General features: G+C 71.5%; 14 protein-coding genes. 10 read left to right on the plus strand and 4 right to left on the minus strand.

Going from position 1 to position 14,388, the window contains the following annotated elements; translation table 11 throughout:
• Positions 1 to 12: 12 nt before the first annotated feature.
• From ACFYY1_RS30585 to ACFYY1_RS30605, 5 genes are all read left to right on the plus strand, one after another.
• On the plus strand, positions 13 to 717 hold the full coding sequence (locus ACFYY1_RS30585; protein ID WP_388591347.1) for a glycerophosphodiester phosphodiesterase: 705 nt from the start codon (positions 13 to 15) through the stop codon (positions 715 to 717).
• Positions 718 to 938: 221 nt separating this feature from the next.
• Positions 939 to 1,739, plus strand: coding sequence for an SAM-dependent methyltransferase (locus tag ACFYY1_RS30590; protein ID WP_388591348.1), 801 nt, complete (start codon positions 939 to 941; stop codon positions 1,737 to 1,739).
• Between the two features lie 13 nt (positions 1,740 to 1,752).
• The gene (locus ACFYY1_RS30595; protein WP_388591349.1) at positions 1,753 to 2,994 is read left to right on the plus strand and encodes a sensor histidine kinase; all 1,242 of its coding nucleotides are present in this window, start codon (positions 1,753 to 1,755) and stop codon (positions 2,992 to 2,994) included.
• On the plus strand, positions 2,991 to 3,656 hold the full coding sequence (locus ACFYY1_RS30600; protein WP_388591351.1) for a response regulator: 666 nt from the start codon (positions 2,991 to 2,993) through the stop codon (positions 3,654 to 3,656). Before ACFYY1_RS30595 ends, ACFYY1_RS30600 begins: the two co-directional genes overlap by 4 nt.
• A gap of 219 nt (positions 3,657 to 3,875) precedes the next feature.
• On the plus strand, positions 3,876 to 5,072 hold the full coding sequence (locus ACFYY1_RS30605) for a serine hydrolase domain-containing protein (protein ID WP_388591353.1): 1,197 nt from the start codon (positions 3,876 to 3,878) through the stop codon (positions 5,070 to 5,072).
• A 1-nt stretch (position 5,073) separates the two neighbouring features.
• Here ACFYY1_RS30605 and ACFYY1_RS30610 read toward each other — a convergent pair whose 3' ends face one another.
• The 3 genes from ACFYY1_RS30610 to ACFYY1_RS30620 form a co-directional block, all read right to left on the minus strand.
• Positions 5,074 to 5,619 carry a hypothetical protein gene (locus ACFYY1_RS30610; RefSeq protein ID WP_388591354.1) on the minus strand — a complete coding sequence of 182 codons (546 nt, stop codon included), beginning with the start codon at positions 5,617 to 5,619 and terminating at the stop codon, positions 5,074 to 5,076.
• Positions 5,620 to 5,672: 53 nt separating this feature from the next.
• A complete protein-coding gene (locus ACFYY1_RS30615; protein ID WP_388591506.1) occupies positions 5,673 to 6,836 on the minus strand; it encodes a PotD/PotF family extracellular solute-binding protein in 1,164 nt (387 codons plus the stop codon).
• Between the two features lie 181 nt (positions 6,837 to 7,017).
• A complete protein-coding gene (locus ACFYY1_RS30620; protein ID WP_388591355.1) occupies positions 7,018 to 8,457 on the minus strand; it encodes a gamma-aminobutyraldehyde dehydrogenase in 1,440 nt (479 codons plus the stop codon).
• A 178-nt stretch (positions 8,458 to 8,635) separates the two neighbouring features.
• Here ACFYY1_RS30620 and ACFYY1_RS30625 point away from each other — a divergent pair, with 178 nt between their 5' ends.
• From ACFYY1_RS30625 to ACFYY1_RS30645, 5 genes are all read left to right on the plus strand, one after another.
• Entirely contained in the window at positions 8,636 to 9,127 is a 492-nt protein-coding gene (locus tag ACFYY1_RS30625) for an Lrp/AsnC family transcriptional regulator (RefSeq protein ID WP_176729251.1), read from the plus strand.
• Positions 9,112 to 10,491: an aspartate aminotransferase family protein gene (locus tag ACFYY1_RS30630; protein ID WP_388591357.1), complete on the plus strand. Its 1,380-nt coding sequence runs from the start codon at positions 9,112 to 9,114 to the stop codon at positions 10,489 to 10,491. The genes ACFYY1_RS30625 and ACFYY1_RS30630 overlap by 16 nt, the downstream gene beginning before the upstream one ends.
• A gap of 280 nt (positions 10,492 to 10,771) precedes the next feature.
• Positions 10,772 to 11,509, plus strand: a complete 738-nt coding sequence (locus ACFYY1_RS30635; RefSeq protein ID WP_388591358.1) for an ABC transporter ATP-binding protein — start codon at positions 10,772 to 10,774, stop codon at positions 11,507 to 11,509.
• Positions 11,491 to 12,669 (plus strand): hypothetical protein, encoded by a 1,179-nt coding sequence (locus tag ACFYY1_RS30640; protein WP_388591360.1) that lies wholly within the window; start codon positions 11,491 to 11,493, stop codon positions 12,667 to 12,669. The genes ACFYY1_RS30635 and ACFYY1_RS30640 overlap by 19 nt, the downstream gene beginning before the upstream one ends.
• Positions 12,670 to 12,722: 53 nt before the next feature.
• The gene (locus ACFYY1_RS30645; protein ID WP_388591362.1) at positions 12,723 to 13,841 is read left to right on the plus strand and encodes an LOG family protein; all 1,119 of its coding nucleotides are present in this window, start codon (positions 12,723 to 12,725) and stop codon (positions 13,839 to 13,841) included.
• A 13-nt stretch (positions 13,842 to 13,854) separates the two neighbouring features.
• On the opposite strand, the gene ACFYY1_RS30650 is transcribed toward ACFYY1_RS30645, so the two are convergent.
• Positions 13,855 to 14,307: an SRPBCC domain-containing protein gene (locus ACFYY1_RS30650; RefSeq protein WP_388591363.1), complete on the minus strand. Its 453-nt coding sequence runs from the start codon at positions 14,305 to 14,307 to the stop codon at positions 13,855 to 13,857.
• Positions 14,308 to 14,388: the final 81 nt, after the last annotated feature.

The raw sequence follows: 14,388 nt of genomic DNA on the forward strand, positions 1-14,388 counted from the left end.
CACAATGGCCCCATGGTCACCTCAGTCACCGCCGTGGCGCACCGCGGCGATCCCTACCGTGTCCGCGAGAACACACTGCTCTCGATCCGCTCCGCGCTCGGACGAGGGGCGGACGCGGTCGAGGTCGATGTGCGGCTCACCCGGGACGGTGTGCCGGTCCTGCTGCACGACGCCACGCTGAAGCGGCTGTGGGGCCACGACGTGCGGCTCGACCGGCTGACCCACGCGGAGCTCACCGAGCTGACCCGGGGCGGCGTGCCCACCCTGCGCGAGGCGCTGCTCGCCGCCGGGGCGCACCGCGTCATGGTCGATCTGCCGGGCTCCACGGACGGCTCCGTGCCGAGGATCGTCGGTGCGGTGCGCGAGTGCGGGGCCGGCGAGCGGGCGTACTACTGCGCCGGCCCCGGGGCGATGCTCCGGGTCCGGGCCGCGGATCCGAGGGCCGAGATCGCCCTGACCTGGACAAGTGTCGCGCCGCCGCGCGCCGCGCTGCTCGACGCGGTGCGGCCGCGCTGGCTGAACTACCGGTTCGGCCTGGTGGACCCGGAACTGACCCGGCGGCTGCACCGGGACGGGCTGCTGGTCTCCGCCTGGACGGCCGACACCAGGCGGACGATGCGCCGCCTCGTCCGGCACGGCGTCGACTCGATCACCACCAACCGGGTCGACGTCCTGCACGACGTCCTCGCCGACTCCCGTGCGGACCGCTCCCGTTGACCGGTCGGGCGTCCTGGGCCCGCCGTTCCGCTCCCGTCGACGGCCGGCTCCTGGCCGTACCCGGCCCCTCCCGCCGACGTCCGGCATCGTGGCCGCACCAAACCCCTCCCGTCGACCGGCCCGGCATCCTGACCGCACCAGCCCCCTCCCGCCGGCCGGTCCGGCATCATGGGCCCGCCCCATCGTCCGTGATGCGGGCCCGGCGCAGGAGGAGCAGCGACATGACCGATCCCCGCACCACCCCCGTCCCCGACCGCGTCCGTACCGACGTCGCCCACAACGCGCGGGTCTGGAACCACTGGCTCGGCGGCACGGACAACCACCCCGTGGACCGCGCGGTCGGCGACCGGGTCACCGCCATGTACCCGAGCATCGGCGAAGTGGCGCGCGCCGACCGGGCGTTCCTGCAGCGGGCGGTCGGCTATCTGGCCGGTGAGGCGGGGATCAGGCAGTTCCTGGACATCGGCACCGGTCTGCCGAGCGCCGGCAACACCCATGAGGTCGCCCGGCGCACCGCGCCCGACTGCCGCGTCGTGTATGTCGACAACGATCCGGCGGTGCTGGCGCTCGCCCGGACGCTGCTCGCCGGATCGCCGCAGGGCGCGACCGAGTACGTCGACGCGGACGCCCGCGACCCCGAGCGGATCCTGCGGGCGGCTCAGCCGACGCTCGACCTGGGGCGGCCGGTCGCGGTCATGCTCCTGGGCATCCTGAACTTCGTGCTCGACACGGACGAGGCACGGCGCATCGTCCGCACGCTGATGGACGCGCTGCCCTCGGGCAGTCATCTGGTGCTCACCCATCCCACGCTGGAGCTGGGCGGCGAGGGCAATGAGGCGGCGATGCGGTTCTGGAACGAGAACGCCACCCCGCCGATCACCGCCCGCACCCGCGCCGAGTTCGCCGCGTTCCTGACCGGGCTCGACCTCGTGGACCCGGGCGTCGTGTCGTGCGCGCACTGGCGCGGCGAGCCCGGTGCGGCACGGGTCGCGCAGTTCGGCGCGGTCGCGCGGAAGCCCTGAGGGCACCGGTCCGATGCGCATACGGGACATCACCGCGCGAGTGCCGGGACTCGCCGGGAGGGCCGGTCCGCTCGGCGTGGACCTGCTCGTCGCGCTGCTGGTCCAGGCCGCCATGACCATGCCATTCGTCGTGCCGCGCGCCCCTGATCTGCCGGAGGCGACGTGGACGTCGTACGGGCTGACCACCCTGATGGTGCTGCCGCTGGTGGTCCGCCGCCGGGCACCGGTCGCGGTCCTCGTCGCGGTGCTGGCCGCCGGCGCCCTGTACACGTTCACCGTCGACGGACCGGGTCAGCCGCTCCCGTACACCGGTCTCGTGGCGTTCTACACGGTGGCCGAGCTCTCCTCGCCGCCGAAGCGGATCGGGATCGCGGCGCTCACGGTGACGGCGGTGCTGGTCTCGGTCGGGCTCGACGGCGAGGACATGCGCGAGCTGCTCTTCTCGCTGTTCGTGTTCGCGGCGGCCTACGCCTTCGGCCGGTTCACGGTGACGCGCAGGGCCTATCTGCGCGCGGTGGAGGACCGGGCCCGTCAGCTGGAGCTGACGCACCGGATCGAGGCCGAACAGGCGGCGGCCCGCGAACGGGCCCGGATCGCCCGGGAGATGCACGACATCCTGTCCCATGCGGTGAGCCTGATGATCGTGCAGGCCGAGGCGGGACCGGTGGCGGTCCGCACGGCGCCGGAGCGTGCCGAGGCGGCCTTCGACGCGATCTCCGAGGCGGGCCGGGACGCGATGGCTCAGCTGCGCCGGATGCTGGGCGTGCTGCGCGAGAACGAGGGCGGGCCGGACGCGCCGCGGGAGCCCCAGCCCTCGCTGGCCGGGCTGCCGGGTCTCGTGGAGCGGGTGCGCGGCAGCGGTCCGGCGGTCTCGTACGAGGTCACGGGCAGCCCCGGCCCGCCGGGCCCGGCGGTCGAGGCGACCGTCTACCGGATCGTGCAGGAGGCGCTGACGAACGTGGTCAGGCACGCGGACGCGAGCACGGTCTGCGTCCGGCTGGAGCACGGGCCCGAGGCGCTGACGCTCACCGTCACCGACGACGGACGGGGACCCGGGGGCGGCACAGGACTGGGACTGATCGGCATCCGGGAGCGTGCCGCCGCGCACGGCGGCACGGCCGGTACCGGCCCCGGTCCGGGCGGGCGGGGTTTCCGGGTCCGGGTGACGATCCCGCGGGCCCGGCCGGAGACACGGGCGGAGACGGAAACAGGGATGGAGACGGGAATGGAGCAGGGGACAGAGGTGGGACGTTGACGATCCGTGTGGTGGTGGCCGACGACCAGGAGCTGGTACGCAGCGGCTTCGCGATGATCCTGGACGCGCAGCCGGACATCGAGGTGGTGGCCGAGGCGGGCGACGGCCGGGCGGCGGTCGAAGCGGTGCGGCGGCTGGCGCCCGACGTGGCGCTGCTCGACATCCGGATGCCCGGCACGGACGGCATCGAGGCCTGTCGCGCCATCAGCGCCGGGACCGGCTGCCGGACGGTCATGCTGACCACCTTCGACTCCGACGAGTACGTCTACGAGGCCCTGCACGCAGGCGCGAGCGGTTTCCTCCTCAAGGACGTCCGCCGCGACGACCTGGTGCACGCGGTGCGGGTGGTGGCGGCCGGGGACTCGTTGCTGGCTCCTTCGGTGGCGCGCCGGCTGATCGCCGAGTACACCTCGCGCCCGCCGGCCGCGGCCGTGGCACCGTCGGCGCGCCTGGACGTACTGACCGCCCGGGAGCGCGAGACGCTGCTGCACCTGGCCCGCGGGCTGTCGAACGCGGAGATCGCGGCGGCGCTGGTCGTCAGCGAGCACACGGTGAAGACCCATGTCGGCAATGTGCTGTCCAAGCTGGGGCTGCGCGACCGGATCCAGGCGGTGATCTGCGCGTACGAATGCGGTGTCGTGACTCCCTCGCCGGAGTCGTAGCCCTCTCGCCGGTGTCGTGACTCCCTCGCCGGCTCCAGCAGCGTCTTCCTCTCCGGTCGTGACTCGCTCTCCGGGGGGAGGCCCGGCGTTCGGCTCCCCCGCGCAGGGGAGACGGTCTCCCCCGGGCAAACCCCCGGGCGGGGGATCCGCCCGGGGGCGCTGATCAACAGGATGGATTCCGTGAGCAGTTGAGGATTCCACGCCCAGGAGGCACCCGACATGAAAGCCCGTACGTCCCGCACCGCCCTCGCAGCCGCGCTGGTCCTCGGCATCGCCGCGGGCGCCGTCTCACCGGCCCTGGCGGCCGGTGCCGGCGCCCCGGCGGCCGCAGGCCACCGGGTGCAGGGGGATCCCGTCACGACGGCTCCGGACTCCGAGGCACTACGGACCGCCATCGCCGGGCTCCCGAAGGACGACGCCACGGCCGCGCTGGTGCGGGTGTCGGGCTCCGGAGGCGACTGGCGGGGCAGTTCCGGCGTCCACGACCTGGCCTCCAGGCGGCCGGCGGACCCGGACGGCCGCTTCCGGGCCGGTTCGGTGACCAAGGTCTTCACGGCGGCCGTCGTGCTTCAACTGGCCGGAGAAGGCAAGCTCGGCCTGGACCACCCGGTCCGGCGCTATCTGCCGGATCTGATCCCGGCGGCGTACGAGGACGTCACGGTGCGCCAGCTGCTGAACCACACGAGCGGCATCCCGTCCGTCGGCTCGGGCGACGGCCTGGACGACGCGTACGCACATCGCTTCGACCTGCACGACCCGGTGCGGACCGTGCGCGAAGCCACCTCCCGGGAACCGGACTTCGTGCCCGGCACTCAGCAGCACTACGCCAACATCGGCTACACCGTGGCGGGCCTGCTGATAGAGCGGGTCACGGGTGACTCGTACGCCTCGCAGGTGTCCCGCCGCGTCCTGGAGCCCCTGCACCTGAAGGACACGTACTTCCCCGGCGCCGACCCGGCGATCCGCGGACCCCACAACCGCGGTTACCAGCTCTTCGGCACGGGCGAGCTGCGCGATGTGACGGTGTGGGGGGCGACGGACGCCTGGGCGGCGGGCGACCTGATCTCGACCACCGCCGATCTGGAGCGTTTCACCCGGGAGTTGTTCGGCGGGCGGGTGGTGCGCGGTCCGCTGCTCCAGGAGATGTTCACGCTGCCCGACGCCTCGGTGCGTGAGTACGGCACGGGCAAACCCGCCGCGTACAGCGCGGGACTCTCGGTGATGCGGCTGGGCGGACGCGCGGTCTGGGGCAAGACGGGTGGCCGCTGGGGCTACAACACCGTCGTCGCGGCCACCCGTGATCTTTCCCGGACCCTCGTCTACAGCGTCAACTCGACGGACGCGAAGGGGGACGGCATGAACCCCACGGCGATGAACATAGTGGTGGCCGCCTTCGGCGCCCCGTCGGCCGGGTGACTCAGAGAGCCTGAGCGGTCGTCGCGGCGGGCTCCGGCCGCGGTGTCCGCTCCAGGACCTCCAGCCGCTTGATCATGCGGCGCACCACGAGCAGCGGGATCACCCCGAAGACGCCGAACGACATGTCGATGACGGACCACCAGAAGGGGATGCCTCGGACGGGCCCGCAGATCAGCGCGAGCGGGATGATCCCGGCGCAGGCGATCATGCCGAACTCGACAACCCAGATGTTGCGGACCGGATCGCGGTAGGGGCCGTAGAAGGCGACGGCGATGACCAGGTGCGCGAAGGCCAGCCAGTCGGTGCCGTACAGCACGAAGGGGTACTTCGCGTCGGCCTCGTCGAGGCCGGTGCGGACCTTGGTGATCCACTCCATCAGTGCCGGGAAGTGCTCCGGAACGGGAGAGGCCGAGGACCTCAGCAGGTCCTCGGCCCAGTGGAGTTCATGGACGAGCGGAAAGGCGGTCAGCCCGCTCAGTACCAGACAGACGATAAAGACGGCCAACCACACGCGTATGCGCCTCAGCAGGGCTCTTCGCTCGCTCATGTCCGCAGCGTACGCCCGCGTTTACCGGCCTCCTACGCCACCCCTGGTACGGCTCACAGCCCCACTATGGCGTTCCACTTCTTGGCGAATTCGGAGCGTTCCTCGGACGTGACGTCGCGGGCGGTCGCGAGTCGCTTGCGCATCTCGTCGTCGGGGAAGATCAGCGGGTCCTCGGCGAGCTCGGCGGTCTCCTTGTCCTTCGCGGCGGCCAGCACCTCGCGGGCGGCCGGGACGGGGCAGACGTAGTTGACCCAGGCCGCGAGTTCGGCGGCGACCTCGGGCTCGTAGTAGTAGTCGACGAGCCGTTCCGCATTGCGCTTGTGGCGCGCGAGATTGGGGATCATGAGCGATTCCGACCAGAGCTCGCCCCCCTCCTCGGGGACCACGAACTCGATCTCCGGGTTGTCGGCCTGGAGCTGGATGACGTCGCCGGAGTAGGCCTGGCAGGCGAGCACATCGCCGGTCGACAGGTCCTTGATGTAGTCGTTGCCGGTGAAGCGGCGGATGTGCCGCTTCCTCACCAGCTTCTCGACCTGGTCGCACACCTGGTAGAAGTCGTCCCGCTGCCAGCGGGTGACGTCGACTCCGTTGCCCAGCATCAGCAGGCCGAAGGCCTCGTCGAACCCGGACAACAGCGTCACCTTGCCGCGCAGGTCGTCCGCCCACAGATCGCTCAGGTGCTTGATCTCCCGGCCGAGCTTCTTGCGGTTGTACGCGATGCCGGTGATCCCGGACTGCCAGGGGACGCTGTGCATCCGGCCCTTGTCGAAGGCGGGCGAACGCAGTTGCGGGTCCAGGTACTTGGCGACGTTCGGCTGCTTCGCCCGGTCCATCTCCTGCACCCAGCCCAGCCGCACGAACCGGGCGGACATCCAGTCGCTGACGACGATCAGGTCCCGGCCGGTCTCCTGGTGGTTCATCAGCGCCGGGCTGATCTTCCCGAAGAACTCGTCGTTGTCGTTGATCTCCTCGGTGTACGTGACGGAGATCCCGGTCCGTCTGCCGAATGCGTCGAGGGTGGGGCGCTTCGACTGGTCCTCGTCGTCGGTGTCGATGTAGAGCGGCCAGTTCGCGAACTGCAGGGTGTGGTCGCTCGCCGAGGTGTCGCGTCCGGCGCGGTCGCCGGGTTCCACATAGGCGGCGGGCACTCCGCAGCCGGCCAGCGTGACACCGGCGGCCGTGGCCCCGAAGGCGCGCAGCACGGACCGGCGGGACATGGGGTTCTTCGGGGTTGCTCGCACCTGCGCAGGATGCCGGGCGGCCGGCGGTGCGGGCAATGGACCAACCGTCCAGCGCCACCCGCTCCGTCCGCACATCCTGTCGATGCGGGCCGGCCCCGGGGAACGGGGCCGGCCCCGGGCGGATGCCCGGGGCCGTGACCTGCCTGCTGACGGGATGTCAGCCGTCGAGCGAGGTCATGACGTGCTTGATGCGGGTGTAGTCCTCGAAGCCGTACGCGGAGAGGTCCTTGCCGTAGCCGGACTTCTTGAAGCCACCGTGCGGCATCTCGGCGACGAGCGGGATGTGGGTGTTGATCCACACGCAGCCGAAGTCGAGGTTCTTGGACATCCGCATGGCGCGGGCGTGGTCCTTGGTCCACACCGAGGAGGCCAGGGCGTACTCGACGCCGTTGGCGTACTCCACGGCCTGGGCCTCGTCGGTGAACTTCTGGACGGTGATGACCGGGCCGAAGACCTCGTTCTGGATGATCTCGTCGTCCTGCTTGAGGCCGGAGACGACGGTCGGGGCGTAGAAGTAGCCCTTGTCGCCGACCCGGTGGCCGCCCGCCTCGACCTTGGCGTGGGCGGGGAGCCGCTCGATGAAGCCGCTGACCTGCTTCAGCTGGTTGGCGTTGTTGAGCGGGCCGTAGAGCACGTCCTCGTCGTCCGGCTGCCCCGTCTTGGTGTCGGCGGCGGCCTTGGCGAGCGCGGTGACGAACTCGTCGTGGATGGACTCGTGGACCAGGACGCGGGTCGCGGCCGTGCAGTCCTGACCGGCGTTGAAGTAACCCGCGACGGAGATGCCCTCGACGGCCTTGGCGATGTCGGTGTCCTCGAACACGACGACCGGGGCCTTGCCGCCGAGCTCCAGGTGGACCCGCTTGACGTCCTTGGAGGCGGACTCGGCGACCTGCATGCCGGCCCGTACCGAGCCGGTGATGGAGGCCATCGCCGGGGTCCGGTGCTCGACCATCGCGCGGCCGGTGTCCCGGTCGCCGCAGATGACGTTGAAGACACCCTTGGGCAGGATCTGGCCGATGATCTCGGCGATCAGCACGGTCGACGCCGGGGTGGTGTCGGACGGCTTGATGACGACGGTGTTGCCCGCGGCGAGCGCCGGGGCGAACTTCCAGACGGCCATCATCATCGGGTAGTTCCACGGCGCGACCTGCGCGCAGACGCCGACCGGCTCGCGCCGGACGATGGAGGTCAGACCCTCCATGTACTCGCCGGCCGAGCGGCCTTCGAGCAGCCGCGCCGCACCCGCGAAGAAGCGGATCTGGTCCACCATCGGCGGGACCTCTTCGGTACGGGTCAGTTCGAGCGGCTTGCCCGTGTTCTCCGACTCGGCGGCGATGAGGTCCTCGGCGCGCTCCTCGAACGCGTCCGCGATCTTCAGCAGGGCCTTCTGGCGCTCGGCGGGCGTGGCGTCGCGCCAGGCGGGGAAAGCGGCCGCGGCGGCGTCCATCGCGGCATCGACATCGGCCTGCCCGGAGAGCGGCGAGGTCGCGTAGACCTCTTCCGTCACCGGGTTGATCACATCGATGGTCCGCCCGTCAGCGGCGTCCCGGAATTCTCCGTTGATGTAGTTGCGCAGACGGCGCACCTCGGTGGTCACAACCACCCCTCCTGTCGACACGTCCAATGGGTGAGATGCCCAGGGTAGTCGCTCGGGTGTCGCTTTCGACATGCCCAACCGCCGTGAACTTCGGATTCAGTTAGATCTGGACCCTCAAACAACGAATTTCATCGATCTGGGCTTGCCAGACCGACGAGTCCCGGTGCACAGTGGATGCGTGGCCAGTCGCAGCGCAGACTCCAGGACCGGGAACGGATCGTCACCAGCGGTCGATGCCGTCTCCCTCGCAATCATCGAGCAGCTCCAGGAGGACGGACGCCGTCCGTACGCCGCGATCGGCAAGGCCGTCGGCCTCTCCGAGGCGGCCGTGCGACAGCGCGTCCAGAAGCTGCTCGATCAGGGCGTGATGCAGATCGTCGCCGTCACCGACCCCCTCACCGTGGGGTTCCGGCGGCAGGCGATGGTCGGCATCAATGTCGAGGGAGACCTCGATCCCGTCGCCGAAGCGCTGTCGGCCATGGCCGAGTGCGAGTACGTGGTGATGACCGCGGGCTCCTTCGACCTGATGGTGGAGATCGTCTGCGAGGACGACGACCACCTGCTGGAAACGATCAACAAACGCATCCGGGCCCTCCCCGGTGTGCGCTCCACCGAGAGCTTCGTGTACCTGAAGCTCAAGAAGCAGACCTATATGTGGGGAACCCGATAGCCGTGAGCAAGGACCTCAGCCAAACCGCGTACGACCACCTGTGGATGCACTTCACCCGCATGTCGGACTACGAGAACGCGCCCGTTCCCACCATCGTGCGTGGCGAGGGCACCTACATCTTCGACGACCAGGGCAAGCGTTACCTGGACGGCCTGTCCGGCCTGTTCGTGGTCAACGCCGGTCACGGCCGTCACGAGCTCGCCGAGGCCGCGTACAAGCAGGCCCAGGAGCTGGCCTTCTTCCCGGTGTGGTCCTACGCCCACCCGAAGGCCGTCGAGCTGGCCGAGCGCCTCGCCGACTACGCCCCGGGCGACCTCAACAAGGTCTTCTTCACCACCGGTGGCGGCGAGGCCGTCGAGACCGCCTGGAAGCTGGCCAAGCAGTACTTCAAGCTCCAGGGCAAGCCGACCAAGTACAAGGTCATCTCGCGTGCGGTCGCCTACCACGGCACCCCGCAGGGCGCCCTGTCCATCACCGGCCTGCCGGGCCTGAAGGCCCCCTTCGAGCCGCTGGTCCCCGGCGCGCACAAGGTGCCGAACACCAACATCTACCGCGCCCCGATCCACGGCGACGACCCCGAGGCCTTCGGCCGCTGGGCCGCCGACCAGATCGAGCAGGAGATCCTCTTCGAGGGCCCGGACACCGTCGCCGCGGTCTTCCTGGAGCCGGTGCAGAACGCCGGTGGCTGCTTCCCGCCGCCGCCCGGATACTTCCAGCGCGTCCGCGAGATCTGCGACAAGTACGACGTGCTGCTCGTCTCCGACGAGGTCATCTGCGCCTTCGGCCGTCTCGGCACGATGTTCGCCTGCGACAAGTTCGGCTACGTGCCGGACATGATCACCTGCGCCAAGGGCATGACCTCGGGCTACTCCCCGATCGGTGCCTGCATCGTCTCGGACCGCGTCGCCGCGCCGTTCTACGAGGGTGACAACACCTTCCTGCACGGCTACACCTTCGGTGGCCACCCGGTCTCCGCGGCGGTCGGCCTCGCCAACCTCGACATCTTCGAGCGCGAGGGCCTCAACCAGCACGTGCTGGACAACGAGAACGCCTTCTTCACGACGCTGCAGAAGCTGCTCGACCTGCCGATCGTCGGCGACGTCCGCGGCAACGGCTTCTTCTACGGCATCGAGCTGGTGAAGGACAAGGCCACCAAGGAGACCTTCACCGACGAGGAGACCGAGCGCGTCCTGTACGGCTTCCTCTCCAAGGCGCTGTACGACAACGGCCTGTACTGCCGGGCCGACGACCGCGGCGACCCGGTCGTCCAGCTCGCGCCGCCGCTGGTCTCCGACCAGTCGACGTTCGACGAGATCGAGGGCATCCTGCGCAACGTCCTCACGGAGGCATGGACCAAGCTCTGACCGGCACGACGGCCGGCGGCCCGACCACGGATCGGCCGCCGGCCGGACCGCCCCGTCGCTTGACCATCGCTTGACCACTGTTCGACCGGCTTCCAGCCGTCATCCTCATACGGTCCACACGGCCCGGATGCGCCCATTCGAGTGGGAAGGGGCGCACCCGGGCCGTGTGCTGTGCGCTCACCGCGGTTCGAATCCTTACGGTGCCGAGTGACCGATCGGCCCCGTCTTCGTTCCCCCGTACGGGGGAACGGGAATTACGATCTGAACCGAGGTGTACGCCATGGTGGCCCCGCCGGACAACGACGTGATCTGGGCGCGCTCCCTGCAACATTCCCACAACGGCTCCCCCGCGCTCGGCGGCGTATCCCTGGGCGTCCGTGACGGCGAGATCCTCGCCGTGACCGGCCCCCGGGGCTGCGGCAAGACGACGCTGCTGCACTGCCTGTCCGGTCAGCTGGTGCCCGAGCAGGGCGAGGTGTGGTTCAACAGCGTCCCCGTCCACACCATGGGCCCCCGGCTGCGCGAGCGGCTGCGCCGCGACCGGTTCGGCTGGATCGCCCCCGAGCCCCAACTGGTGCCCGAGCTGAACACCTGGGAGAACACCGCCCTCCCGCTGCTGCTGCGCGGCTCCTCGCACCGGGAGGCGAAGAAGGCCGCCCTGGAGTGGCTGGAGCGGCTCGACATCGGCGCCTGCGCCAGGCAGCGGCCGCACACCCTGCTCCAGGGACAGCGCCAGCGGATCGCCGTGGCCCGCGCCCTGGCGGCCGCTCCCACGGTGATCTTCGCCGACGAACCGACCGCGACCCTGCACCGCAGCGACCGGACGCATGTGCTGCGCACCCTCACCAGCGCGGCCCGTTCGCACGGCATCACGATCGTGATCGCCACCCACGACGCGGAGATCGCCGCCCTCGCCGACCGCACGGTCCCGCTGCTGGACGGCCGTCGCGTCGCCACCGTCGCCCTGCCCGCCGGGTCCGACACGGAGGGCCGCGCGGCGTGCTCGCTCTCCGTCTAGCCCGGGGTTCCCATCCGCTGGTCCTGCTGAGGCGACTGCTGGTCGCCGCCGCCTCGGCCGGTGCCGGCTTCCTGCTGCTGTGCGCCCTGGGCTACGCCTCGGCGCACCCGGCGCACTCCACCGGCGCCGTGCTGCGCCTGCTGTGGTGCTTCGTGCCGCTCGCCGCCACCGTGCAGTTCGCGGTCGCGGTGGCACGTACCGACCCCAGCACCCGGCCGCGCTCCGGGCTGTCCGCCGTGGGCCTCGGGCCGGTCCGGCTCGCGGTGCTCGCCGCGGTCTCCACCGCCGTCTCCTGCACCCTCGGGTCGATGGTGGCGCTGCTGTTCTACCTGCATCTGCGCGGTGATCTGTCCGGGCTGCCGTTCGACGGCGCCGCGGCCGGACGGCTCGACGCCGAGGCCCCGCTGCCGCTCGCCGCCGCGCTGGTGCTGCTGGCCCTGGTCCCGGTGGCCGCGGCGACGGCGAGCGCGCTCGCGCTGCGCGCCGAGCCATTGACCGCGGCGGCCCCGGACGACTCGGAGGTCCTGACGGAGCCGGAGGCCCCCGGTCCGTCGGCGCCTCCCACGGGTCTGCCGTGGGGCGTGGCGCTGACCGCGGCGGGCCTCGCCGTCGAGGCGTACATGAGCCGGGGCGACGTCCGCAGCCTGCTCCCGCTGCCCGGCAGGCTCGACGCCACCCCGACCGGGGTGCTGGTGGGGTGGACGCTGACGGCGGCCGGTCTGGCCATGGCGGGCCCGGGGCTGGCGTATCTGTGCGGGCGGCTGCTGCAGGCGGCGCGCCCCGGCGCCGTCCGGCTGCTGGCCGGCCGGGTGCTGATGGACGAATCGCGCCGGATCGGCCGGCCGCTCGGTGTGGTCTGCGCGGTGCTCGCCGCGGCGGTCGCCGCCTACGCGCTCTACGGGACGAAGACCCACCCCCTCGGCCCGCTGACGGTCCTGGGCGCGGTGCTCGTGCTCGGCTGCACGACGGCGACGCTGCTGACCTCGGCACTGGAGGTGAGGCAGGAGCGCGCACAGACGGCGCGGGCGCTGCTGCGGCTCGGCGCCCCGGTGTCGGCGCTGCGGGCCGCGACGGCCCTGCGCGCCGCCGCCCTGCTGATCGTCTTCGCCCCGCTGACCTGGCTGATCGCCGAGCTGGCCGCACTGCCGCTGACGGCCTGAGCACGCGCGCCGCGGACCACGCCCCGCACCCGGCCGCTACGTAGCATGACAACGTGGACAATCCGGACGATGTCACTCCCCCGCCCGGCCCCGAGATCGAGTCGCTCGCCGAATTCGACGAGGCGGTCGCCTCGGGGTCGCTGGCCGGGCACCGGGTGCAGTCCGTCGACCTGACGGACCGCGGCGCCGCCCTGCTGGCCGCCGACACGGCGGGCGCCGTCTTCCTCGGCTGCCGGATGGAACCCGGGGCGACGGCGAAGGTACGGGCCGACGGCGCGTTCGTCTTCCCACCGGTACCCGGACTCCCCTTCGATCCGTACCGCGGCCTGCTCTACACCCCCGACGCGCTCTACGAGGGGCTTTCCGACGGCGGTTACGCGGCCACGCCCGACGCCCGCGCGTACCGCTGGTTCCAGCAGACCCGGGCGAACGGCGACACCCTCGCGTCGATGCTGCGGGCACTGCACGACGACGCGGTCTCCGACGCGCTGGACGAGTTCCTCGCCGGCGCCCGCGTGGTCGGGGTGATGGGCGGCCACGCGACGGCCCGCGGCAGCTCCCCGTACGCGGCCGCGGCCCGGCTGGGCCGGACCCTGGCCCGCGGCGGTCTGACGGTGGCCACCGGCGGCGGGCCCGGCGCGATGGAGGCCGCGAACCTCGGGGCGTACACGGCGCCGCACCCCGATCCCGTGCTGGACGAGGCCTGCGCACTGCTGGCCGCGGCCCCCTCGTTCACCCCGTCGGTCACCGACTGGGCGCTGGCCGCCTTCGACGTACGACGGCGCTGGCCGGGCGGCGGCGGTTCCGTCTCGATCCCGACCTGGTTCTACGGGCACGAGCCACCAAACCCGTTCGCGGACCGCATCGCCAAGTACTTCGCCAACGCGCTGCGCGAGGACGGACTGCTCACCCGCTCCACGGCGGGCGTGATCTTCCTGCCCGGCGCCGCCGGCACCGTACAGGAGATCTTCGACAACGCGACGCCGAACTACTACGGCTCGCTCGGCGGGCCGACCCCGATGGTGCTGGTCGGCCGCGCCCACTGGACGCGCGCCCTGCCCGCGTGGCCGCTGCTGCGCGCGCTGGCCGCCCGCCGGGCGATGGAGGCCCGGATCGCGCTGGTGGACACGGTGGACGAGGCCCCCGAGGCACTCGCCCGGCTGTGCATGTAGGGCCTGTCCGGGCTCAGAAGGACGCGAGCCGGGCCACGAGCGCGTCGAAGAAGGCCTCCCAGCCGTCCTCGGCCGCCGCGTACTGCTCGGCCGTGAGGTTGCCGCCGCGCTGCCGGAAGACCATCTCGGTGCTCCCGTGGCCGCGATCGGTGAAGGTGGCGGTGACGGTCTCGCCCTCGACGTCTGCGGGCGCGGAGGCGTCCTTCAGGGTGAACACCAGCCGTTCCGGCGCCACCACCTCCCGGTAGACGCCGTGGAACGGCATCTCGGTGCCCGGCACCACCATGACCAGGCTCCAGGCGCCGCCCGGCCTGACGTCCATCGACACCCGGTCGAGCGGCACCTCGGCGTCACCGCCGTACCAGGCCGCGAAGTGCTCCGGTGTCGTCCAGGCCGCGAAGACCTTCTCCGGCGGGGCGTCGAGGATGCGGGTGATGTCGATGCCCTCGCGTGCTGACTCGGTCATGTCCCTGTCCTTCCCGGAGTTCTTCCGGATCTGCCGCACGGTCCCGGGGGCGTCCGCGAAGACGTTCCACCGGGTCCCCGG

Source organism: Streptomyces sp. NPDC001890, from assembly GCF_042891445.1.
GTDB lineage: Bacteria > Actinomycetota > Actinomycetes > Streptomycetales > Streptomycetaceae > Streptomyces.

Coding starts and splice junctions, on each gene's coding strand:
- ACFYY1_RS30650 (WP_388591363.1), bottom strand. CDS start 14,307: ATGACCGAGTCAGCACGCGAGGGCATCGACATCACCCGCATCCTCGAC.
- ACFYY1_RS30605 (WP_388591353.1), top strand. CDS start 3,876: ATGAAAGCCCGTACGTCCCGCACCGCCCTCGCAGCCGCGCTGGTCCTC.
- ACFYY1_RS30615 (WP_388591506.1), bottom strand. CDS start 6,836: ATGTCCCGCCGGTCCGTGCTGCGCGCCTTCGGGGCCACGGCCGCCGGT.
- ACFYY1_RS30610 (WP_388591354.1), bottom strand. CDS start 5,619: ATGAGCGAGCGAAGAGCCCTGCTGAGGCGCATACGCGTGTGGTTGGCC.
- ACFYY1_RS30635 (WP_388591358.1), top strand. CDS start 10,772: ATGGTGGCCCCGCCGGACAACGACGTGATCTGGGCGCGCTCCCTGCAA.
- ACFYY1_RS30585 (WP_388591347.1), top strand. CDS start 13: ATGGTCACCTCAGTCACCGCCGTGGCGCACCGCGGCGATCCCTACCGT.
- ACFYY1_RS30590 (WP_388591348.1), top strand. CDS start 939: ATGACCGATCCCCGCACCACCCCCGTCCCCGACCGCGTCCGTACCGAC.
- ACFYY1_RS30595 (WP_388591349.1), top strand. CDS start 1,753: ATGCGCATACGGGACATCACCGCGCGAGTGCCGGGACTCGCCGGGAGG.